The organism is Acidobacteriota bacterium, assembly GCA_034211275.1.
Lineage (GTDB): Bacteria > Acidobacteriota > Thermoanaerobaculia > Multivoradales > JAHZIX01 > JAGQSE01.
The window spans coordinates 1-21218 of the sequence record JAXHTF010000119.1 but is presented as its reverse complement, the minus strand read 5'-3'; the positions used below and the strand labels follow the sequence as shown (position 1 = coordinate 21218).

The 21218-nt window shown below is 66.3% G+C and carries 19 protein-coding genes and 1 pseudogene; 10 read left to right on the top strand and 10 right to left on the bottom strand.

Annotation, left to right across the window (positions count from 1 at the left end; genetic code table 11):
• The first annotated feature begins 94 nt into the window (after positions 1-94).
• Positions 95-3286 carry an efflux RND transporter permease subunit gene (locus SX243_17035; protein ID MDY7094678.1) on the top strand — a complete coding sequence of 1064 codons (3192 nt, stop codon included), beginning with the start codon at positions 95-97 and terminating at the stop codon, positions 3284-3286.
• 339 nt (positions 3287-3625) lie between these two features.
• Here the strand turns inward: SX243_17035 and SX243_17030 are convergent, their stop codons facing one another.
• From SX243_17030 to SX243_17015, 4 genes and pseudogenes are all read right to left on the bottom strand, one after another.
• The gene (locus tag SX243_17030; protein MDY7094677.1) at positions 3626-3913 is read right to left on the bottom strand and encodes a carbohydrate-binding module family 20 domain-containing protein; all 288 of its coding nucleotides are present in this window, start codon (positions 3911-3913) and stop codon (positions 3626-3628) included.
• A 24-nt stretch (positions 3914-3937) separates the two neighbouring features.
• A pseudogene (locus SX243_17025) lies at positions 3938-5440 on the bottom strand (alpha-amylase).
• Positions 5441-5851: 411 nt separating this feature from the next.
• Positions 5852-6145 carry a type II toxin-antitoxin system RelE/ParE family toxin gene (locus SX243_17020; GenBank protein ID MDY7094676.1) on the bottom strand — a complete coding sequence of 98 codons (294 nt, stop codon included), beginning with the start codon at positions 6143-6145 and terminating at the stop codon, positions 5852-5854.
• Positions 6142-6426 (bottom strand): ribbon-helix-helix protein, CopG family, encoded by a 285-nt coding sequence (locus tag SX243_17015; protein MDY7094675.1) that lies wholly within the window; start codon positions 6424-6426, stop codon positions 6142-6144. The genes SX243_17020 and SX243_17015 overlap by 4 nt, the downstream gene beginning before the upstream one ends.
• Positions 6427-6574: 148 nt before the next feature.
• On the opposite strand from SX243_17015, the gene SX243_17010 reads away from it, so the two are divergent.
• Both SX243_17010 and SX243_17005 read left to right on the top strand, forming a co-directional pair.
• Entirely contained in the window at positions 6575-6871 is a 297-nt protein-coding gene (locus SX243_17010) for a hypothetical protein (protein MDY7094674.1), read from the top strand.
• Positions 6868-7308 (top strand): type II toxin-antitoxin system VapC family toxin, encoded by a 441-nt coding sequence (locus SX243_17005; protein ID MDY7094673.1) that lies wholly within the window; start codon positions 6868-6870, stop codon positions 7306-7308. The genes SX243_17010 and SX243_17005 overlap by 4 nt, the downstream gene beginning before the upstream one ends.
• A gap of 31 nt (positions 7309-7339) precedes the next feature.
• On the opposite strand, the gene SX243_17000 is transcribed toward SX243_17005, so the two are convergent.
• Genes SX243_17000 through SX243_16990 form a run of 3 tightly spaced genes read right to left on the bottom strand, consistent with a single transcriptional unit; the run spans position 7340 to position 10749 of the window.
• A complete protein-coding gene (locus SX243_17000) occupies positions 7340-8764 on the bottom strand; it encodes a hypothetical protein (protein MDY7094672.1) in 1425 nt (474 codons plus the stop codon).
• Positions 8765-8767: 3 nt separating this feature from the next.
• Entirely contained in the window at positions 8768-10018 is a 1251-nt protein-coding gene (locus SX243_16995; GenBank protein MDY7094671.1) for a hypothetical protein, read from the bottom strand.
• Positions 10015-10749: a hypothetical protein gene (locus SX243_16990; protein MDY7094670.1), complete on the bottom strand. Its 735-nt coding sequence runs from the start codon at positions 10747-10749 to the stop codon at positions 10015-10017. The genes SX243_16995 and SX243_16990 overlap by 4 nt, the downstream gene beginning before the upstream one ends.
• A gap of 109 nt (positions 10750-10858) precedes the next feature.
• On the opposite strand from SX243_16990, the gene SX243_16985 reads away from it, so the two are divergent.
• The 3 genes from SX243_16985 to SX243_16975 are packed head-to-tail and all read left to right on the top strand — an operon-like array spanning position 10859 to position 13143.
• Positions 10859-11470, top strand: a complete 612-nt coding sequence (locus tag SX243_16985; GenBank protein MDY7094669.1) for a nitroreductase family protein — start codon at positions 10859-10861, stop codon at positions 11468-11470.
• A gap of 11 nt (positions 11471-11481) precedes the next feature.
• On the top strand, positions 11482-12111 hold the full coding sequence (locus SX243_16980; protein ID MDY7094668.1) for a DUF922 domain-containing protein: 630 nt from the start codon (positions 11482-11484) through the stop codon (positions 12109-12111).
• 33 nt (positions 12112-12144) lie between these two features.
• Positions 12145-13143, top strand: a complete 999-nt coding sequence (locus tag SX243_16975) for an MBL fold metallo-hydrolase (protein MDY7094667.1) — start codon at positions 12145-12147, stop codon at positions 13141-13143.
• Positions 13144-13562: 419 nt separating this feature from the next.
• On the opposite strand, the gene SX243_16970 is transcribed toward SX243_16975, so the two are convergent.
• Complete coding sequence (locus SX243_16970; GenBank protein MDY7094666.1) at positions 13563-14156, bottom strand: HDIG domain-containing protein; 594 nt, start codon at positions 14154-14156, stop codon at positions 13563-13565.
• Positions 14157-14467: 311 nt separating this feature from the next.
• The gene (locus SX243_16965; protein ID MDY7094665.1) at positions 14468-15529 is read right to left on the bottom strand and encodes a DUF2911 domain-containing protein; all 1062 of its coding nucleotides are present in this window, start codon (positions 15527-15529) and stop codon (positions 14468-14470) included.
• 223 nt (positions 15530-15752) lie between these two features.
• Between SX243_16965 and nei the strand changes: the two genes are divergently transcribed.
• Positions 15753-16574 carry an endonuclease VIII gene (gene nei, locus SX243_16960; GenBank protein MDY7094664.1) on the top strand — a complete coding sequence of 274 codons (822 nt, stop codon included), beginning with the start codon at positions 15753-15755 and terminating at the stop codon, positions 16572-16574.
• Between the two features lie 27 nt (positions 16575-16601).
• Here the strand turns inward: nei and SX243_16955 are convergent, their stop codons facing one another.
• Complete coding sequence (locus tag SX243_16955; protein ID MDY7094663.1) at positions 16602-18122, bottom strand: hypothetical protein; 1521 nt, start codon at positions 18120-18122, stop codon at positions 16602-16604.
• A gap of 379 nt (positions 18123-18501) precedes the next feature.
• Between SX243_16955 and SX243_16950 the strand changes: the two genes are divergently transcribed.
• The 3 genes from SX243_16950 to SX243_16940 form a co-directional block, all read left to right on the top strand.
• Positions 18502-19401 carry a hypothetical protein gene (locus SX243_16950; GenBank protein MDY7094662.1) on the top strand — a complete coding sequence of 300 codons (900 nt, stop codon included), beginning with the start codon at positions 18502-18504 and terminating at the stop codon, positions 19399-19401.
• Between the two features lie 111 nt (positions 19402-19512).
• Entirely contained in the window at positions 19513-20067 is a 555-nt protein-coding gene (locus SX243_16945; GenBank protein ID MDY7094661.1) for a hypothetical protein, read from the top strand.
• Positions 20068-20622: 555 nt separating this feature from the next.
• A partial coding sequence (locus tag SX243_16940) for a hypothetical protein (protein MDY7094660.1) occupies positions 20623-21218 on the top strand: 596 nt, incomplete at its 3' end.

Below are 21218 nucleotides of genomic sequence, written 5' to 3'. Positions count from 1 at the left end.
GTGGGCTGGCGCCCACCCTACTCTTGCTCTCGGCGTCCTCTTCTGTAGGGTGGGCGCCAGCCCACCATCCGGCTAGGCCCTTGGGAGACGCGCCATGAGGTTGGTGGACTTCTCCACCCGCCGGCCGGTGAGCGTCTTCATCTTCGCTCTGGCGGCGGTGGTCTTCGGCGTGGTGGCCTTCCAGCAGCTGGCCACCGACCTGCTGCCGGACATCACCTACCCCTCCATCACCGTGCGCACCACCTACGACGGCGCCGCGCCGCTGGAGGTGGAGAGCCTGGTCACCCGGCCGGTGGAGAACGCCGTGGGGGTGGTCAACAACGTGGTGCGGGTTTCCTCCAGCTCGCGCACCGACACCAGCGAGGTGATCCTCGAATTCGCCTGGGGCACCGACATGGATCTCGCCGCCCTCGACGTGCGCGAGCGCCTCGACGTCCTGCAGCTCCCCGCCGACGCCGAGCGTCCGGTGTTGCTGCGCTTCGACCCGTCCCTGGATCCCATCCTGCGGCTCGGCCTGTACGGCGGCGAGGACGACTTGGTGCGCCTGCGGCTGCTGGCGGAGGAGCAGGTGCAGCGGGCGCTGGAGCGCATCGAGGGGGTTGCCGCGGCGGTGGTCAGCGGCGGCTTGGAGGAAGAGATCCAGGTGCAGCTGGACGAACAGCGGCTGGACAACCTGGGCATCACCGCGGACCAAGTGCTCGCTCGGCTGGCGCAGGAGAACGTCAACCTCACCGGTGGCCGGCTACAGGAGGGGCAGACCGAGTACCTGGTGCGCACGGTGAACGAATTCCTGCGACCGGAGGATCTGCTGTCCATCGTGGTGGACAGCTCCCAGGGCGCCACGGTGCGACTGGAGGACGTGGCGCGGGTGGAGCGCGGCCACAAGGACCGCGAGGTGATCACCCGCATCGAAGGCCGGGAGAGCGTCGAGGTGGCGGTCTACAAGGAGGGCGGCACCAACACCGTTACCGTTTCCGACCGCGTTCAGGAGAGCCTCGCGGAGCTTCAGGAACAACTCCAAAAAGCCACTCCCGGCCTGCAGCTGACGGTGATCACCGACCAGGGCCGCTACATCCGTCAGAGCGTTTCCGAGGTACTCAACACCGCGCTCTACGGCGGCCTGCTGGCGGTGCTGGTGCTCTACCTCTTCCTGCGCAGCCTCAAGACCACCGTGATCATCGGCGTCGCCATCCCGATCTCGGTGGTGGCCACCTTCTTCCTCATGTACGTCTCCGGGGTGTCGCTGAACATCATGAGCCTGGGGGGCTTGACCCTCGGCATCGGCCTGTTGGTGGACAACTCCATCGTCGTTCTGGAGGCCATCCAGCGACGGCGAGACCGCGGCTTGGACGACGTGGCGGCGGCGCAGCAGGGCGGCGGCGAGGTGGCCAAGGCGGTGGTGGCCAGCACCCTCACCACCATCTGTGTTTTCGTGCCCATCGTCTTCGTCGAGGGCGTCGCCGGCCAGCTCTTCGGCGACCAGGCTCTGACCGTCACCTACTCGCTGGTGGTCTCGCTGCTGGTGGCGCTGACGGTGCTGCCCATGCTCGCCTCCCGCCGCTGGCGGCCCAAGGAGGAAGACGCCGAGGAGGAAGACCCCGAGGACGAGGAACCGTCTCCGAGCCGCCGCCGGCGCCTCTCCGAGGCCGGCTTTTCCGCCACCGTGGCGCTGCTGCGCGGGCCGGCGGCCCTTGTAAAGCTGCTGGCCAAGCTTTGGGCCGCCATGACGGCCGTGCCCCTGGCTCTCTTCGCCCGTCTTTACCAGGCGCTGGCGGATTTCTACGGGGCGGTGCTGGACAAGGTGTTGGCGCGCCCTCTGGTGACGCTGCTGGCGGGCCTGGCGCTGCTGGCCGGGAGCCTCACCCTGGCACCGGGGCTGGGGCGGGAGCTGGTGCCGGAGCTGGTGCAGGGGGAGTTCTTCGCCGACCTCCAGCTGCCGCCGGGCACTCACCTGGAGCTCACCCAGCGCCGTCTGGCGTCCCTCGAGGACGCAGCCCGGGAGATCCCCGGCGTGGCGTCGGTTTATGCCGTGGCCGGCACCTCCAACGAGCAGGGAGGCGTCGCCGGTGAGCTGCGGGAAAACATCGGCCAGCTCACCCTCACCGTGGCACCGCCGGTGTCGCGGGAGAAGGAAGAGGCCATCATGGCCCAGCTGCGCCAGGTGCTGGATCGCCAATCGGAGCTCGAATACCGCTTCGGCCGCCCTTCCTACTTCAGCTTCCGCACCCCCGTGGAGGTGGAGATCCGTGGCTTCAACCTGGCGCTGCTGGAGCGGCTGGCGGACGGCTTGATGGCGCGCATGGAGACCATCCCGGGGCTGACGGACATCGAGTCTTCCACCGAGGGCGGCAATCCGGAGCTGCAGATCCGCTTCGACCGCGACCGCTTGGCGACCCTCGGGGTGAGCCTGGCGGACGCCGCCACGGCGGTGCGGGCCAAGCTTCAGGGCTCGGTGGCGACGGATATCCAGCGCGAGGACCGGGCGGTGGACATCCGCCTGCGGGCCGGCGAGGAATACCGCGACAGTGTTCAGGATCTGCTCTCCCTGACGGTCTTTCAGCAGGGCAAGACGGCGCTGCCCCTCTCCGCCGTAGCGTCGGTGGAGGAGGTGGAGGGGCCGGCGGAGATTCGCCGGGTGGAGGGCGAGCGGGCGGCGCTGATCACCGCCAATCTGGTGGGCCGGGACCTGGCGGCGGTGTCCGAGAATATCGCCGAGGCTTTGGAGGCCATGGACATGCCGCCGGGCTTTTCCTGGCGCATCGGCGGTCAGCGCCAGGAGATGGAGACCTCCTTCGACAGCCTGCGCCTGGCCATCCTGCTGGCCATCTTCATGGTCTATCTGGTGATGGCGTCGCAATTCGAATCGCTGGTCCACCCCTTCGTGATCCTGTTCAGCGTGCCGTTCTCGCTGGTGGGGGTGTTGATCACCCTCTGGCTCTTCGATGTCACGGTGTCCATCGTGGTGCTCATCGGCGGCATCCTGCTGGCGGGCATCGTGGTCAACAACGCCATCATCCTCATCGACTACACCAACCAGCTGCGCCGGGAGGACGGTCTCCCCAAGCTCGACGCCCTGCGCCGCGCCGGCCAGGTACGCCTGCGCCCCATCCTCATGACCACCGCCACCACGGTGCTGGGCCTGCTGCCCATGGCTCTCGGCTTCGGCGAGGGTAGCGAGCTCCGCAGCCCCATGGCCCTCACCGTCATCGGCGGTCTCCTGGCCTCCACGGCGCTGACCCTGCTGCTGATTCCGGCGCTGTATAGCCTGGTGGATCGGGGGCGCTAAAATCTCTTGTCAGCCTGGAGGGCTAAGTTGAAGGGAAGGGCGACTGTGGATGAACCATTGCGGATTCGGGTTACGAACCGAGGCGTGATCGTTCCCAAGACCTTCTTGGTCGATGTCGATGAGGTGGAAGCTCGACGTGAAGGGGATCGAGTGATTCTCAGCCCTGTTCGAGACCGAGATCCAATCTTCGGCTTGGGCTCCGATCCTGTCGAGTGTGGAGATGCCCATGCCTCTGGAAGGCTCGATCACCATCTCTATAGACCCGAATAAGTTGTGCCTGGATAAGGAAAGACGGGGATGAGAGCTCTCTGAGAGCCCTCACCCCCGTATCAAGAGCGCCTAGAACGACCCGCTGGTACTAGTCGTCCCCGAGGCCGGGGTGGTGAAGGAGTTGTTGGCTCCGCTTTGCCAGACCACCTGGCCGTTGTACTTTTTGATGCATTTCCACTCGACGTAGGTGCTCGCCGGGAGGTTGTTCACCGTTCCGGTCCAGGTCGGGTAGGCGGTGGGGGAGAGAGGGACGGCGTTGGTGGTGTTCCAGCTGCCGAGCTCCGGGATGCTGCCGACGGCGTAGACATTCTGACCCCAGAAGGTGGTGCCGTTATAGCAGGTGAAGTCCGCCGACACCGAGCCGCCGGTGCCCGTGGTTTCCACCCACACCGACACCGAGCCGCCATGGACCGGGAAATTGCCCCAGCCGGAGCCGTTGGTAGTCACCGTGCCGCTGTAGTGGCCGGTGAGGTCGGTGAAGTCGGCGTTGGCCTTGCCCGTGTCCATCCACTTGCTGCCGCCGGGGCCGTCGGTGAGGATCACCGCCATGGCTTCCGGATGCTGGGCGTCCCCCAGGCGGGTCCAGCCGATGATGTCCGGGTGGTCCAAATAGTCGATTTGGGTGCCGTAGGCGTGGTCCCGGCGGGCCGCCAGCAGCTTGTCGAGGATCGCCTTGTGGGAGGTCATGTTCACCGTGTTGCCGTTGTCGGTGTAGCTGGCGCCGTAATAGTCAGCGTAGAAAACGCAGGGATAGCCCTCTTCCCGCAGCAGAATGAAGGCATAGGCCAGGGGCTTGAACCAGTCCTGCACCGGGCTTTGGAGCGCCTGCAGCGGCTGGGTGTCGTGGTTTTCCACCAGGGTCACCGCCAGCGCCGGCTGTTGCTGCATCAGGGTGTTGTCCATGATGGTGCGCATGTCGAAGCCGCCGCCGGAATTGGAGGCGTTGAAGAAGTTGATGTGCAGCGGCGCGTCGAAGAGCGACAAGGTGCCGGAGGTCTTGGTGATGAAATTGTTCAGCCGGGCGACCTCGTAGCTCCAATACTCGCCGACGGTGAAGAGCGGCTCACCGGTGGCGGTGCGCACGTGGCCGAGCCAGTCGGCGAAGAAATCGAAGTCCATGTGCTTGATGGCGTCCATGCGGAAGCCGTCGACGCCGGTCTCGGCGACCACCCACTCACCCCAATCCTTGAGCTCCGTCACCACGTCCGGGTGGTTCAGGTCGAGGTCGGCGTAGAGCAGATAGTCATAGTTGCCGAACTCCCAATCCACCTCCCAATCCCAGGCCTTGCCGGTGCCGCGGAATTTGTAGATGGTGTTGCTCTCCTGGAGATTCTGCGCCCAGTCGGTGCCGTCGAAGTGGTACCAGCGCCACTTGAAGGCCGAGTAAGTATTGCCTCGGCCGGGGAAGTCGAAGCGGGTCCAGGCGTCGATGGAAACGTCGCTGCCGTACTCGTTGTTGCGGTTGTTGGGATCGACCCGCACCGCCAGCACATTCTCCGTGGCGTCGGCGCCCCCCTTGTGGTTGAACACCACGTCGGCATAAACCTCCATGCCCTGGCCCTGGGCGGCGCTGATGGCCGCCAGATACTCAGCCTTGGTGCCGTATTTGGTACGCACCGTGCCCTTCTGGTTGAACTCTCCCAGGTCGTAGAGGTCGTAGGGGCCGTAGCCCACGTCGTCGACGCTCACCGCCTTGCCCGCCGGCGGCAGCCAGAGGGCGGTGATGCCGGCGTTGGCGAGGTTGGGCGCTTCGGTGGCGACCTGATCCCATAGGTCGTCGTTGGTGTCGAGATACCAGTGGAAGTACTGCATCATGACGCCGTTGGACTGCGCCGCCGCCGGTTGCAGCCCGGCGAACAGAAGACCGAGGGCGAGCAGAGTCAGCGCGGCGAGGCGCAGCGGTGGGGTGGGATTCGGAAGCACGCGGGAGGTGGAGTAGTGGCTTGGAGCGGTCATCGGTTTTTCTCCGAGGATGGAAATCAAGGCGCGGCGCTCCGAGGGAGGAGCGCGCCGTTCAAGGGAAGGCATCCTGCGATGCCCAACGGATAGTAGACGGATAATTATACCCTCAGAAAATAGAGAAATTAGAAATTCTTTCCCGGTTCCTCTTGAGACCCCTCAACGTTTCTTGATTCGGAGGGTCTGGGCATCGATCGCTGTGCCCGAGCACATCAGCGCTCTTCCGTGAAGGGGATGCGGTGGCTGCCGTTGGTGCCGAACGGGAGCGCCCACAGGAGCGGGTGTTAGGACTCAGGAGTTCTGAGGGAGATGAGGACTAGTTTGTGGCCGGAAGTGCTATCTCTTCCAGGCGTCTGGATGACGCCGCTGGTGAGCTACCGCCAGGATCAGCAGAGTGTTCTGCGCCCGGTTCGGTGAGTAGTAGAGGTTGTAGAGGAAGGGTTTGGGGAAGACCGCGCGGCGGACGCCTTGACCAATCTTACGAGAGCTTAGCGGAAACTCCCGCAACAGCTCGATGGTTCCGGTGAGTGCCCCTAGGAATTGATCTCCGAGACCCACTTGCTCCCGCTCGTAATAGCTGACGATGTCACGCACATCTTGTTTGGCCTCGGCGGTATAGATGACCTTCATTTTTCCTGCCGTATTCGGCGGATCTCCTCAGCCAGCTCCGCATGTACCTCATCGGCGTCGAATACCGCCTGAGGGTTCCGCCGATGGGCCGCCAGGCGCTGGGCGACCAGCTCCCGCTCCCACGGTTGCACCGCCTCTTCAGTCGGCTGCGCTTCTTCTGTGTAGCGGCGCAAGGCCTCTCGGGCTAATTCCGAGAGGGTACGGTGCTCTCGTTGAGAGAGGCGCTCGACCTCATCGAAGAGGGTTTCAGGGAGCGAGATGGTTAGGCGGCGGGTGGTCATGAGAACTCCTCAGGCAATTGCTTACTATTTATGCACCCAGTCTCCCTGGGAGAAATTCCGGTGTCAAGAACCGCGGGCTGCTAGTGTCTCTTCTTGATAGGTACATCTGTTTAGATGTACCATGTCCGGCAGCGTACCGGAGGTAACCATGGCAAAGCACCGCACCCAACTCTTCCTGGAGCAGGATCAATACGAGAGCCTGGCTGACCTGGCTGATCGGCAACAGTGCTCTATTTCGGAGCTGGTACGAGATTTTGTGAACGTAGGCCTCGATCAGCTTCGGGAGAGAAAGCAGGCAAGACTGGAGGCCCTCGAGACGCTGACTCAGATTCGGCGGCGAGTGGCTCAGCGGGAGGGGCGCATCTCTGAGGAACCCGTAGCTGCGGCGAGGGCAGAGCGGGAGCTCCAGCAGGATGCGGTACTGAGGCCTGGCCTGAAACGATGAGCATTGTTGTAGACGCCAACATACTAGTTGCGCAGGTGCTGGAGCTCGATTACTCGGAAGCCGCCCGCGCCAAGCTGGCCGAGTGGCTAGATCAAGATCTACGACTCTACGCACCCACCTTATGGCGGTACGAGGCGCTTTCGGCTCTGCGCAAGTTCGTGCGACACAAGATTTTGCTTCAGAAAGAGGCGGTCGAAGCAATCAAAGCCTTCGCTGGGCTTGGCATTCAAGAAGTCCGCCCCAGTCCGGCACTAGAGGAGGAGACGTTGGTTTGGGCCGACCGACTCGACCAGGCTGTGGCCTACGACGCGGCCTACGTGGCGCTGGCGGAAAGCCTCGAATTCGAGCTTTGGACCGCTGATCGTCGTTTAGCTCGTGCTGCACGCGCTGCCGGAGCAGCTTGGGTTCGTAGTCTCCAAGAAGCCGAGGCTAGCTGACGACTTCGGCCCCGAGGGGTCTACGTTCCGTCTAAATCAACCCCCCAGGAATCACATACACCCGAATGAAGTCCGGCTCTCCGGCGAGGCCGTCGGAGTCGGTGGGGGTGACGGTGAGGGTGTGGACGGTGTCGCGGCCGGTGGTGGCGGGGGTGCAGAGCTCGACGGCTTCGCCGGTCTCGGGGAGGGTGCGGGTGATGGTGGCACCGGTGGCGTCGACGTAGCTGTCGGTCCAGGTGAGGGCGGCGCCGGTGAGGGGGCCGTCTTCCAGGTCCTCACCGCGGGCGGTGAGGATAAGGCAGTCGAAGTCTGCGATGCCGATGTAATCCGTTGGGGTCACGATGCGCACCGAGGGGGGCGCGTTGCCGGTGCCGCGCTCCAGGACTTCCACTCGCACCGAGGCGTTGGAGCTGTCGCCGCCGTCGTCGGTGGCGGTGAGGGTGATGCGGTGGCTACCGGCGCTCAGGGCGGTGCTGGCGGCCTCGCCGGTGCCCAGAGGGCCGTCCCGATCCGAGGTCCACACCAGCTGCTCGTCCCGCAGCGGGCCGGATTCGCGGTCTGTGGCGCTGCCCCGGAGCACCGTGGGAATCCCGGCCACCAGGCGCGCACCCGACCCCGGCCGCAGGATGCGGGGAGGGTTGGGGGCGTTGTTGGCGATGCGCACGGTCACCGTGTCGGTAGCGGCGCGGCCGCCGCTGTCGGTGGCGGTGAAGGTGATGATGTGCTCACCGTGGCTCAGATAGCCGCGGCGCAGGGTCAGGCCTCGGCCCAGGAAGCCATCGCGGCTGGAGGCCCACACCATGCGCTGGGGAGCCATGGCCGGGTCTTCCGGATCGCTGGCGGTGCCGCGGAAGTCCACCGTGCCGCCCCACGGGATGTCCCCGGGGGCGGGCGCCAGGATGCGCGCGGTGGGAGCTCGGTTGGGGCAGGCGCTCTTGCGCAGCACCACTCGCTGACCGCCGCCCAGCACCACCAATCGATCGCCGGTGGCGTCGAGGTAGGCGCGGCCGTCTACCGGTCCCAGCTCCGGGGCGCTGAGGGTCCCCTCGGCGACGCCCTCGGCGGTGATGTGGCCGGAGACCGCGAAGGAGATGCGCCGGCCTTCCCCGGTCACCAGCCCGCGACCTTCCATCAGTCCGCGGCGGGTGCGGTCCTCGACGTGGTTGAGGCGGGCCTGGACCTCGAAGTTGAAGGTGTCGGTGCGCCGGGCGATGCGGATGCCCAGGAAGCGCACGGTGGTGGTGACTCGCACCTGGTGGTCGCCGCAGTATTCGCCGAAGAAGCGCTCGTCCTGGGCCGCCCGGGCGTCGGTGGACCAGAAGCCGGCGGCGAGTACCAGCAGGGCTGCAACGAGCAGGAGGCGGCCCGGCCGCCGGAGATCCGAGAGGGAGCAGCTAGGAACCGGATCGTTCAGGGGGTGGTCCGGGGCAGGAGTGCGCATCGTCGACTCGCTCATGCTCTACCGCCCATCCCAATTCCCCGCCACCGTCAGCAGCGGATTGGCCGGCGTCGAGTCGGGGCCTAGAGCGAAGCGGCTGAGGCGGGTGCAGTCCGGGTCCGTCACTTCCACCAGGAGGAATTCCCGGGGCGACGGTGCGCCGCTGGCGATGTCGGGGTTGTAGACCAGAACCCGCTCACGGCCGATGTTGCCCCAGGCGCCGGCCACCGGCTGCAGGCCCGTCGCCAGCGCGGCATCGACGCAGGAGATCTCGGTCATGCCGGCGCGATTCTCGTTGATCAACCGAATGCGGCCCACCCGAGTGTTGTAGATGCCCACCGTGTCGTCGCCGTCGCCGTCCCAGTCGCCGGCCAGGGGGCGGCGGTCGCCGGCGCTCATGGCGCGGCCGTCGCCAAGGCGGAAGGTGTTGACGGAGCTGCCGTCGAGAGTGTCCAGCAGGATGAAGTCGCCGGTTTCGGTGGCCAGTAGACCCACCGAGTCGGTGCCGGTGTTGTTCCAATCTCCCGCCAGCGGCAGCAGGAAGTCGGGAGTCACCACCGGCGGGGCCGGCGGTAGGGAGCCGGCGGGGAAGGTGATGCGGCGGGCGCCCGTTCCCAGAGAGTCAGTCCCGAGGAAGAAGGCGCGGCTCACCGGATCCCACAGGCCGATCTCGTCGGTGCCGTCACCGTCCCAATCTCCAGCGATGGGCTGGGGCGGATTGGCGGGATCCGCCGACACCGGCGTGAAGGGGAAGGGAGAGCCCGGGTCCGGCGGGTCGTCCAGGTGCGCGTTCCACAACGAGAAGGTCTGGGCGCCGCCGTCGTAGAGGCCTACGGTGTCCAAACAGGGCTGTACGGTGAGGGATGTCGTGGGCTCCGGCAGACCGGTGAGCCGGAGAGCGCTGCCGTCAGCAATGGCCATGATCTCGTCGGTGCCGCCGCCGGGGAGGGTCACCTCGAGGCCGATACCGGCATCGGAGCGGCTCAACTCGACGAAGGTCCAGCGGCTATTGGGGTCGGCGAAAAGGCCTCGGCCCCGGCCGGCGACCATCGACAGCGGCTCCGGAAGGGGATCGAAGAAGATCACTCCCGGGGCGAGATCGAAGTCCTCGAAGCAGCCGGCGTTGAACGCTGCGGGAAGCGGCCTCTGGTCCGCCGGGTCGAAGTCCAGGATTAGCCCGCAGCCGGTATTGGTCAGGGCGACGAAGAGGGCGGCCCAGAGCAGGCGCCGGGCGGTGCGCAGGATCGGGTGAAGACGCGGCGAGGGGGTCACCGGCCGCTCCTTCGCAGATCCAACGAGCCGCCGAGGCCACGGACCCGCAGCTCGCGGTCGGAGCGCCGCTCCACCGTCAGCCGCAGCAGGCTCGAATCCGGTAGCAGGGCGCCGCAGCGCAAATCGCTGCCGGTAGGAGCGCAGGCCACCGCCGCCGGCTGCCCTTCCAGCCGTCCTTGGCCGGCCACCAGGTTGCCCCGTTGGTGCAGCCGCAGCTCCAAACCGCTGCCGCGCCAGAGGCCGCTGTAGGTGCCGCGAGAGCCTCCGGCGGCGTCGCCGGTGCGCTCCAGCTCGAGGGCCTCGGGGGCTCCCGGAAGCTGGAGGTTCAGTCCGGCGGGAGAGGGCTCCAGATGGCCACCACCGGGGCTCGCGCCCTCGAAGACGACTACCGCAGGGCCGGCCCAGGGTCCCAACACCGCCAGAGCAAACGCTTGCCCGTCGGCGCTTCCGGTGCCCCAGGCGAAGAGATCGTCATTGGTCAGGTCGAGCTCGACGGGACCGCTGCCAGCGGAGCTGCCGGAGTACAGGCCGGAAAAGCCCGGCGCTGCGGCGTTGAAGCTGTGGGAGCAGGCTCCGGAGGCGAGGAGGAGCAGGCCGCAGAAGGCTGATCCAAGGACCTTCCGACCGCGCTGCAAGCGACGGGCGGCAGGGCCGGGTTGGTCGGAAGAACCGGGCTGGTTGGAGGAGACCATAGGCCAGTGGTGCCGGCTCCTGGAAGGAATGAATCTCATTGGACGATACTCGTATAGCTAATAGTATAGATATCCGGAGAAATGCTCAACCGTGGAAGGGGTTGAACAAAGGTCTCGGCCCGCGGGGCTCCTCGTATAATCGAGGGCAATGAGTCAAGAACATCCCAAGCACGCCGACCCCGACTACCCCATCCACGACCTCCTCGCTCACCGCTGGAGCCCTTACGCTTTCGAGCCCAAGGCGGTGCCGGAGGAAGATCTCCGCCGTTGCCTCGAGGCTGCCCGCTGGGCGCCGTCGAGCTACAACGAGCAGCCTTGGTCCTTCCTGCTGGCGCGGCGCCAGGACGAAGAGGAATTCCACAAGATGCTCGGCTGTCTGGCTGAGGCGAACCAAAAGTGGGCCCAAAACGTCAGCGCGTTGATCCTCACCGTCGTGCGGCGTAATTTCACCCGCGATGATCGGCCCAACAAGGCTGCCGAGCACGACATCGGCCTCGCCGCTGCCAATCTCAGTGCTCAGGCCACCGCCTTGGGGCTGCACGTGCATCAGATGATCGGCATCCAGCCCGACCACGCTCGGGAGGTCTACGACATTCCCGAGGGCCACGATGCCTTCACCGCCATTGCCATCGGCTACGCCGCCGAGGGAGACGGGGCGGATGAAGCGCTGCGCCAGCGGGATAGCAAGCCGCGCAGCCGCAAGCCTCTGGAGGAATGGGTCTTCTCCGGCTCCTGGGGCCATCGGGCCTGGCCGGAATGAGGATCTCCTGGATGCGGCTCGCCGGCCGGGGGTTGGGGGTCTTCGTGCTGGCGTTGCTCTGCGCTCTGCCATCCCTCAGCGCCTCGGCGGTCTGCCCACCGCGGGAGGACGATGTTCTGACCCCGTGGCGCCAGATCACCTGGGATGATTTCCGGGGCGGGGAACCGGCTCGCCTCGGGCCGGCGCTGGCGCAGATCACCACGGCGGTGAATCTGGAGGGCATCGGCATGGAGGCGGAAGAGGTGGAGCCCGGGCGTTGGGTGGCCACAGTGCGGGAGATTTGCCTCTTCGCCGCCATGAACAAGCTGCACTCCTCGCGCAAGCCGGAGGCGCGCAAGCCGGACGCATTGAAGCACGAGCAGGTGCATTTCGACATTGCCGAGGTCACGGCACGGCAGCTTCATCCCAAGCTCATGGTCCTCGAGGCGGAAGGCTCTTCGCAGCAGAAGGCCAAGGCGGCGCTGCATAAGAAGCTGCGGGAGACCACGATCCGAGCTCACCGCGAGCTCGATCAGCTGCAGCGCACCTACGACGAGAAGACCTACCACGGCACCGTCTGGATGATGCAGCGCAAATGGAATCGCAAGGTCGAGCGCTGGCTCGAAGAAACGCCCTCGCCTTACCCTTCGAAGGGCGATTGAAGCGCCGCCGAGAGTTGCGGATATCATCCAGCCATGGCCGAGTCCTCCTCCGGTCCCCGCGATCATCGCGTCGGCGACCATTTCCGCAATCGCTATCCCCACGATGATCACGGTTTCGGCGGCCTCTGGCGCTGGGCCTGGGAGCGCCGGTTTAGGTTTCCCAAGGCCCAGGCCTTTCCCCTCGCCGCCAACGATCCGGCGGCTCTCGCCGCCAACCGCAGCTCCCCGAGCCTCACCTGGATCGGCCACGCCACCTTCCTGCTGCAATTCGGCGGCCTCAACCTGCTCACCGATCCGCAGTTCAGCCGGCGCGCTTCGCCGTTGGCCTGGGCCGGCCCGCCGCGGACCACGCCGCCGGGGCTGGCTTTAGAGGATCTCCCCTCCATCGATGGAGTGGTGCTTTCCCACAGCCACTATGACCACCTCGATCGCCCCTCCCTGGAGCGTCTGTGGGAGCATCAAGAGCGGCCGCCGGCGATCTTCGCGCCCCTCGGGCTGGGGGAGGTGCTCTCCGGTTGGGGGTTGGAGCAACCCCGGGCGGAGCTCGATTGGTGGCAGAGCGCCGAGTACCGCGGGGTGACCTTCCAGGCGGTGCCGGCGCAGCATTTCAGCGCTCGCACGCCCTTCGACCGCAACCGCACTCTGTGGGCCGGCTGGGTGCTGGAGCATGCCGGCCGGCGGGTGTATTTCGTCGGCGACAGCGGTTACTCGCCGGATTTCCGCGAGATCCGCCGCCGGGCCGGGCCCATGGATCTGTCCCTCATTCCCATCGGCGCTTACGATCCGCGCTGGTTCATGCGCCCCATGCACGTCAACCCAGAGGAGGCGGTGCAGATTCACTGCGAGGTGGAGAGCCGGCTCTCGGTGGCCATGCATTGGGGCACCTTCCTGCTCACCGACGAGCCCATGGGCGAGCCCCCCCGGCGCCTCGCCGCCGCTCTCGAAGCCGCCGGCCGCCCCGCGGAAGAGTTTCGGGCCTTGCGCCACGGCGAGACCCTGGCGCTGGATGCAGTGCTGGGCAGCGAGGCCTGAGCGAGCTTCACCGAAGGCGCCGCCGTTCTCGACCCGCGTTGGGCTGGGTTCTCGACGCACGCTTGACAGGGCGCCGGCGGTGGAGCACTATGTCTGTCAAGAAGCTTCGCGACCCCTTCTCTCCGGAGCGCGGGTGCGACGATCCTGAAGGGTTTGAGCGGCCTACGGGGTCGGGCGGGTTGGGGCCCGCCACATGATGGGGACGCTCAGGAAGGAGGTGATCCAGTGGTGAATGCTAACGGTACTGTGGAGGTGGCGTCCCTCTAGGGAACCTCCCAAGCGTCCCGTGGCGCTTTCGTAGGGGGTCCCCTCCGATGAGGGGTTACCCCACGCCACCGAGACAGACCCCGAAGGCCCCGGTCTCCCGCAAGGGAGCTGGGGCCTTCCGCTATTTGGGGCTTTTTTGCTCCAGAGAGTCTTCAGGAAGCCAGGCTGCCGTCCAGTCCCAGCTCCCCGGCGCGCTCCTGCATGGCGGTGAGGACGTGGCCGGCGTGGTCCCACAGGCCGAGCTTGCCGTCGAAGCATTCGCGGCTGAAGGCTTCCACCGCCGCCGCCACCTCGTCCCGATCCACCGCGGCGGTGAAGTGGCGATCCTTCCAGTTGCGCTTGATGGATTTGACCTTGAGCTGCCGCAGATCTTTGTGCGGCCGCACCAGGGCAGCGGCGATGATCAAGCCGGTGATCTCGTCGCAGGCCATGAGGGCGAATTCCATCGGCGTGCGAGGGTGAATGCCGCTGCCCTCGGGGTTGTGGGAGAGGATCGCCTGCACCACTTCCTCGTCCACCCCTCGATCGCGCAGGATCGGTGCGCCCTCGGTGGGGTGCTGCTCGGAGGTGGGGTGGATCTCCCAATCGAAGTCATGGAGCAGCCCGGCGAGCTCCCAAGGGCCGGGATCCTGGTCCAGGTGCCGGGCGTACCAGCCCATGGCCGCCTCGACGGCCACCATGTGGCGCCGCAGGCTCGGGTCCTTCACATGCTCGACGACGATTCCCCACGCTGTTTCCCGATCCATGCTTGCCTCCTCGCGAAGCTCGACTGATTCACCTCTTAACTTCTATCCCCGGCCTGGTGACCCCAGACGGGTGCATTCTACCGGTAGCAGCTGTTCAGCCTGCTCTAGCCAGCAGTGCCGAGGCCTGAGCGGATTCCAGCTACGCTCCGACCCTTCGCTGGTAGCGGCGGATCATCAAAAAAGAACCGGCGGGAAGCCCACGTTGGAGAACCGTGGACCACCCGCCGGTGGTTTCACCCCCGGCCACCGTCCCTTCCGGCGACCGGGAATGAGTCGGGTCGAACGCCGATACGGCGCTCAGAATTGGATGCCTAGATGGAGGTGCCGTTGCGCAGCTGTTCCGCCATGCCTTCGTAGGCGGCGCGCTGGGCTTCCGGGGCCTTCTTGGCGCCAGCGGCCATGTGCTCGGCGGCCTTGTCCAGTTTGCCCGCCGCGGAGTAGCCGCGGGCGAGGCCGATGTCCACGAACCACACCTCGGGATTGCGCTGGGCGTTGAGCTCGAAGATCTCCACCGCCCGGTCGACATCCCCCTGGGCGATGAGCTGACGGCCGTAGTTGTGCAGCTGGAGCGGCGTGGCGAGGGCGACGGCCTGCTTCATGGCTTCCTGGGCACCGGCCTCGTCGCCGGTCTTCTCCAGCAGCTGGGAGCGGGTGCGCAGGTTGACGAAGTTCTCCTGGGTCTGGATCGAGGTGTCGAGCCACTGGGCGGCCTGCTCCAGATCCTGATCGTTTTGGATCGCATAGTTAGCGGCCTGCTGCCAGCCCATCCAGGTAAAGCCGGCGGGGCCTCGCAGCTGATCGCTGAGGCTGGCCATGGTGATGCCCGGGGTGTCGACGGCGATCTCGACCGGCATGCGGACCTTCTCCCAATCGAGGACCAGGGTGGCGGCGTCCGGAGCCGAGGCCAGCACGTCGTAGGTCAACAGCTCGGTGTGGGAGTTCTTCTCCGGCTTCACCTGCACACGCAGGGCGTCTTCTGCAGGGTCGTAGAAGAAGCTGCCCCAGGAACTGGAGTTGGTGGAGAAGATCACCGTCCACTCGTCTTCCGTGGGGATGACGTGCAGGCCATAGGTGCCCGCCGCCAGATCCTTGCCTTCCACCTGCACGTCGTGGCTGAAAGAGACGACGGTGTTCTCGTTGGCGCCGGCGCGCCACGGCTGGTCGTAGGGCACCAAAGTTCCCCAGATCTCGCGGTCGTTGACCTGGGGTCGATGGTAGACGACGTGGATGTCGGTCATGCCGACGGTCTGGGTCAGCTCGGCGCGCTGGCTGGCGCGGGGAACGGTGACGCCCTGAGCGGCGACGTCGGCGGCGGCGAGGAGCCCGCAGACCAACAGGCAGGTGCTCAACGCCAGAATCTTGGTTCGTTGCATGGTGGGTTTCCTTTCTTGCCCGATGCCTCGGGGTAGACCGCTCCCATCCGGAGGGTGTCCGGTAGCCGCGGCGAATACGAATTTTTAGGCCCGGAATTTGATCGCTACGCCTCGTGGGCGCGATGCAATGTTCTACGGCCGAGGTCGGCGGAAGTTGCGCTCCTCGATTCCGGCGGTGCACGAAGTGCTGGGTTGGGGGAGGTTTCGGTTACCCTCGGAGGGCATGCCCGAAGGACCGGAAATCCACCGCAGCGCCGACAAGCTGGCCCGTGCCCTCGAAGGCCGAACCGCGGAAGAGGTGTTCTTTGGTCTCGAGCCGCTGAAGCGCCACGAGGTGGATCTGCGGGGCCGAGACGTGCTGGGGGTGCGCGCCCGCGGCAAGGCGATCCTCACCCGCTTCTCCGGCGGCCGGGTGATCTACAGCCACAACCAGCTCTACGGCCATTGGTGGGTGGTGAAGGCCGGCAACCAGCCCAAGACCCGGCGGCAGCTGCGCCTGGCGATTCATACCGAGAAGCATTGGGCCTTGCTCTACAGCGCTTCGGACATCGAGGTCTGGGACGAGCAGGACCTCCACCTCCAACCCTACCTGGCCCGCCTCGGCCCGGATTTGCTGGGCGCCGAGCTCGGGGTCGAGGAGGCGGTGGAGCGCGCCCGCTCCAAGACCTTCCGCCGGCGCCAGCTGGCGGGCTTGTTGCTCGATCAGGGATTCTTCGCCGGCATGGGCAACTACCTGCGCTCGGAAGTGCTCTTCGACGCCGGCATCCACCCGCGCAAGCGCCCTGCGGATCTTTCGGAAGAAGAGCTGGCGCGTCTCGCCGAGAGCCTGCTGCGGCTTCCTCGGCGCTCCTACGAGACCCACGGGCTGACCAACGATCCCGAGCGGGTGGCCCGACTCAAGGAACAAGGGGTGAGCCGCCGGCACTATCGCTTCGCGGTCTACGGCCGCAAGGGCAAGCCCTGCTACGGCTGCGGCACCATCATCGAGCGCCAAGAGCTGGCCAGCCGAGGGCTCTTCTTCTGTCCCTCCTGCCAACCCCGATAAGAGCCAGCCCGAACAAAAGGTATTGGATTAGAGCGGCGCCAGAGAGGTGCCCGGGCGCGGCTTCAGGCTGCGCAATCGGGCCAGGACGCGTTCGAAGTCCGGATCATCCCGAAGATTCTCCAGATCCGGGTCGTCCTCCACGTGCTCCAGATTCCGGAAGCCCTTGTCGTAGGCTCGTTGGAGAGCCTCCAGAGCCTTCTCGACTCGCCCTTGCCGGGCGCGGGCGCAGGCGAGGTTGTACCAAAGCTCGGCGCTGTCCGGGCGGATAGCCAGGGCGATTTCCAGGGACGCGGCGGCGGCGGCGTTAAGGTCCTGGGCGAAAAACTCACGAGGCAGATAGAAGGCCACCTGGCCGGCGAGGACCTCCAGCAGGCGACGGGCGCCGGCCCGTTCTTCCGGATGCTCGGCCTCCTCGGCGAGGCGCCGGAGCTCCTCCACCCGCAGGTCGTGGAGCAGCCGCTCCACCGGCGGGTTGGGGGAGGTGCGAAGAGTGCGAGTGGCGGCGGCCACGTCGTCTCGGTAGGCGTCTTCCTTCCTTCTATACTCCGCGGCGATCTCCCGGCGGCGGCGGATTTCGGGCAGCTTCTCCAGCGCTTGCTCGCGCTGCCGCACCTCGGCGGCTTCCGGGTGGTCCGGGAAGTCCAGTAGCAGATCGCGGTAGCGGTCGAGGGCGAGCACCGGGTCTCCGAGCTCTTCGGCGATGCGTGCCTGGGCTCGGCGCTTCGCCCACAGAGCCTCCATCCACTCCTCGTCCGGAGCCTCCAGGCCGGAGCGCATGGCCTGCAGCCGCATCCACTCCAAAGCTTCGGCGGCCAGCGCCTGGGGTGGCCAGCTGTGGGCGCCTTCGAAGGTGGCCAGGCGATGGGGGACTCCGGCCGCTGCGGCGGCCTCGTCCTGGGCGACCATCTCGTTGAGGTTGAAATCCCACTGGCCGGCGGTGCCATAGAGGGGGAAGTCCGGTTGGCGCCATTGGATCTCGCTGGCGGCCTTGCTGCCCTGGGGCAGCCCGCCGCTGGCGCTGATCACGCCGGTGACCCGGCCGATGCCCTGAATCCCCCGGTCCTTTAGCACTCCCAAGGCGTAGGCGAAGCGGGCGGTGCCGGAAAAGCCGGCGATGTACAGGCGGTCGGGGTCCACTGCCAGATGCCGGCGGGCATCCTGGAGCATCGCCGCCACCGCCCGCAGATTGGGCTCCACCTCGTCGTCACTGCGGGAAAGATCGGAGCTCAGCACCACATAGCCGTGGGCTTCGGCCCCGGGCAGGAAGAGCTCGGCGCCGAGGCGGCCGCGGCCGCGGGCGTCGAGCACCAGGAGCAGCGGCCAGGTGCGCTCGGCGGTGTAGGCGGAGGGCAGATAGACGGAGTACGTCTGGCTGGGGTCGGCCTCGGAGGCGATGTCCTCGAGGATTCGCCCCACCGCCATCCCCGGCGCTTCTTGGGCCATGGCGGTGTTGCCGGTGGCCAGCCCCAATCCCACTGCAAGTCCCAGTATGAGCCCCAGCGCCAGCCCCGACACGATCCGCTTCCGCCACTTCCCGCCCTCGATCATGTTTGCTCCTCGGCCAAGCCTCGTCTGTCGATTCCGTCGGTGCCCCTGGGGGTTGGAGAGATGAGGGGAGGGTGGGTCGTCAGCAGCCACTCCCTCGCTCCGGCGCCGTCTACTCTTTACTACGCTGATCTTGAGAAAAAGATCCCATCCGGTGGCGGAATTTACCGCGTCGTCACTCATCTTGGGAGGGCGCGTGCCGGCCGGGGCGACGAGGGCGGCTGTGATACCTTGGCGGAGCACAATCGATTCCTCGTTGGCGCCGTCGATTCGCTGCTCAAAGGCAGCGTGCCGAAGCGCCTCCAGCAGCTCCAGCCGGCTCTCACCTTGGTGATGAGTGGCTTCTACGCTCCCGCTTCAACGCCGGAGCGGGTGAGACGTTATGCATACGCTGTTCCGCCTCTTCATCTGGATGCTCCTGATCACCGGCTGCCTGGCCGCCCCGGCGCCGGGATGGGCTGACGAGCCCGGAGAGTCTCCCGCCGCGGAACCTCCGGCGGTGACCGCCGAGGCCGATGCCCTGCCCATGGTGTGGAATCGCTACTACACCGTGCGCCCGGGCTTTCGGGATCGCTTCTTGGAGCTCATGGTGGGTCGCACCGGGCCGGCGCTGGACCGTCTGGTGCAAGAGGGCACGCTCCTTTCCTGGGGAATCGCCCGCCCGTTCAATCTGGTGGAGGACCGTTGGACCTACATGGTGTGGTTCAGCATGCCGGATTGGGCCGAGGCGGATCGGGTGACCGAGGCGATGGAAGAGCTCCAGGCGTCCTTCGGCCCGCAGGCGGTGACGGAGCTGGAAGACACCCTGGTGCCCAACTCGCGGCGAGATCGAGTACTGCGCCACCTCGTCGTCGGCCCTCACCCGCCGGCAGCCTCCGCGGAGGCTCCCCTCTACATCCGTCTGGGATTCCACCGTGCCAGGGAGGGCCGGGCGGACGCCGTTCGGCCACTCTACGAGGCCCTGCACCTTCCCCTCTGCAACCGCCTGGCCCTAGACGGAGTGGTGCTCCACTGCGGTCTCTCCGAGCAAGAGCTGGTGGCGGAGCAGGATTGGACGCACCTGACCTGGTGGATTCTTCCCAGCTTGGAAGATTTGGGGACTCTCCAAACCGCCTTCGACCAGGCCGCCAGCGCCTCAAGCTCCGGAGAAAAGCAAGCTGCCGACAGCTTCTGGGAGCGCTACCGCGACACCTTCGACCGCTCCGCCTACCGCACTGCCGTCTACCGCATCGTGCATCTCGGCGGCGGGACGGACGGCAAGAAAGCCTCTCCTGATCCCTAGCAGCTCCGCTCGCTTTTGGTGAGCGATCCCCGCACCGTTTGCCGTCCTTGGGGGTAAATGCGCGTCGCGCCGAGACCCGGTGCACCAGCGCACTACCGCCAAGGAGGCGCTATGTTTCATCGTCGAACGCCGAAATTCTTCCATCTCGTCATCATCAACTACGGTCTGCGCAACTGTCTGGGGGCCTCGGAGATCGAGTCGCTCCGACGGGAGCTGCGGGCCGAGCTGTCGAGCCACGATGTCGCCCTCTTGGGGCTGACCGGCGGCGGGGACCATTTCCATCTGGTGGTAGAGCGGGCGCCCCATCACAAGCTGGAGGAGTTCCTCGGCGCCGTCGACCGGTCTCTGGAGGCGGTGCGGGAGCGGGTCGAGTGTGGGCGCTATCTCGATCGGTTTCGCCTCACCTTCGGTCTACGCCGAGCGCACCTGCCGGGGGAGATGCGGCTGCTACGGCGGCAGAGCAAGCCGAGGCGGCGGCATCTGCATCGGGAGCTGGAGCACCTGGCTCGCCGGGCGGGGCGGCGGGGGCTGGCGTTTTTGTGGACCGAGCGAGCGGAGATGCCGCTGGTAGACCTCGCCGATCCCGTCACCGCGGATCGTTCCCGCGCCATCGTCGAAGAATTGGAGGCGGCGGTATGGCCTGCCGTAGTCGACGGGTTGCGCTGAGGGTGGCGGGGACGCCGCGGGCTTGGAGCTGCCGGTTGAAGGTGGGCCGGGGACTGCCCTTTGTCGGCGGCGTCTCCCGAGTCGAGAACAGGCTGGGGAGCTCTTCGAGGTGCGGATGGCGCCGATGCGGGTGCCGAGGGGGATGCCGAGCCGGTAGTCGATGCCGATGCTGGCTGCGGTGAGGCTGTTGGTGGGCGTCGGGGGCGTGCCGGCGCTACCGACGCCCGCCGGACTGCTCAACCCGAACACCTGCGCCGGTCTTTGTGCTTGACAGACCTGACGTCGACTGGCTCACTAAGTGGCCAAGAGTTGAATATCTGCGCATGAGTGGCTAACATAATGGTAATGGTGGCGTGATGGCGCTACTTCGAGCCTGCCGAAAGATGGGACATCCCAGCGATCGTCCCCGATCCGGTCGGGCGCACACCACTCACAATTTACTTGGAGACTCATGTGATGAAATCCCATGCTTGGCTCACTCTGTCTCACCGGACGCTTCACTCTTTTCTGCTCGTAGCGGCTTTGATCCTGTTTTCGATGCCGGCGGCGGCGCAAATGTCTGCAGAGGCCAGTCCTCCGTTGATGGAGAACACCGATGTCGACGTCCAGCCGGTTCTGACCTGTGAGGAAACCTTCACCCAGCTGGTCGATGAGTTCGTCGCCAGCCCTTATACCTACGGCCTCTTCGACAGCGCTTCGGTGGTGCTGGACAGCTATGTGAGTGCTCCCGACGCGGCCACGGCCAAAATCGTTGGCAAAGCAGCGTTCGTCTCCTACCCGCCGGAGGCTTTCAACGTCTACCGCATCGATGCCGCCTCCATTCCTGATCCCGCAATCCTCGCCCAGGCTCAGCAGGAGTACACCGACTATGTGTCCCCGCAGGTTGCCGCTGGTGACTGCCTGGTCAACATCCTGTGGACCACCTCCGACGGCCGCACCTTCGAGACCCTTGGTCTAGGATCCTCCACCGGCAGCGCCAAGTTCGAGCCGCTAATGGACATGGTGGTCGTGCCCAGCTCCGGCCTGAACTCGAGGCCGGTAGTGCGGCGCGGCGCCCCGACGGGTTATGACACCGACACCTGGGAGAACCTCATCGGCGTGACCAAGGCCTGGGGCCAGGTGCAGGTTTCCGCTCTGGGATCCGACGGCTG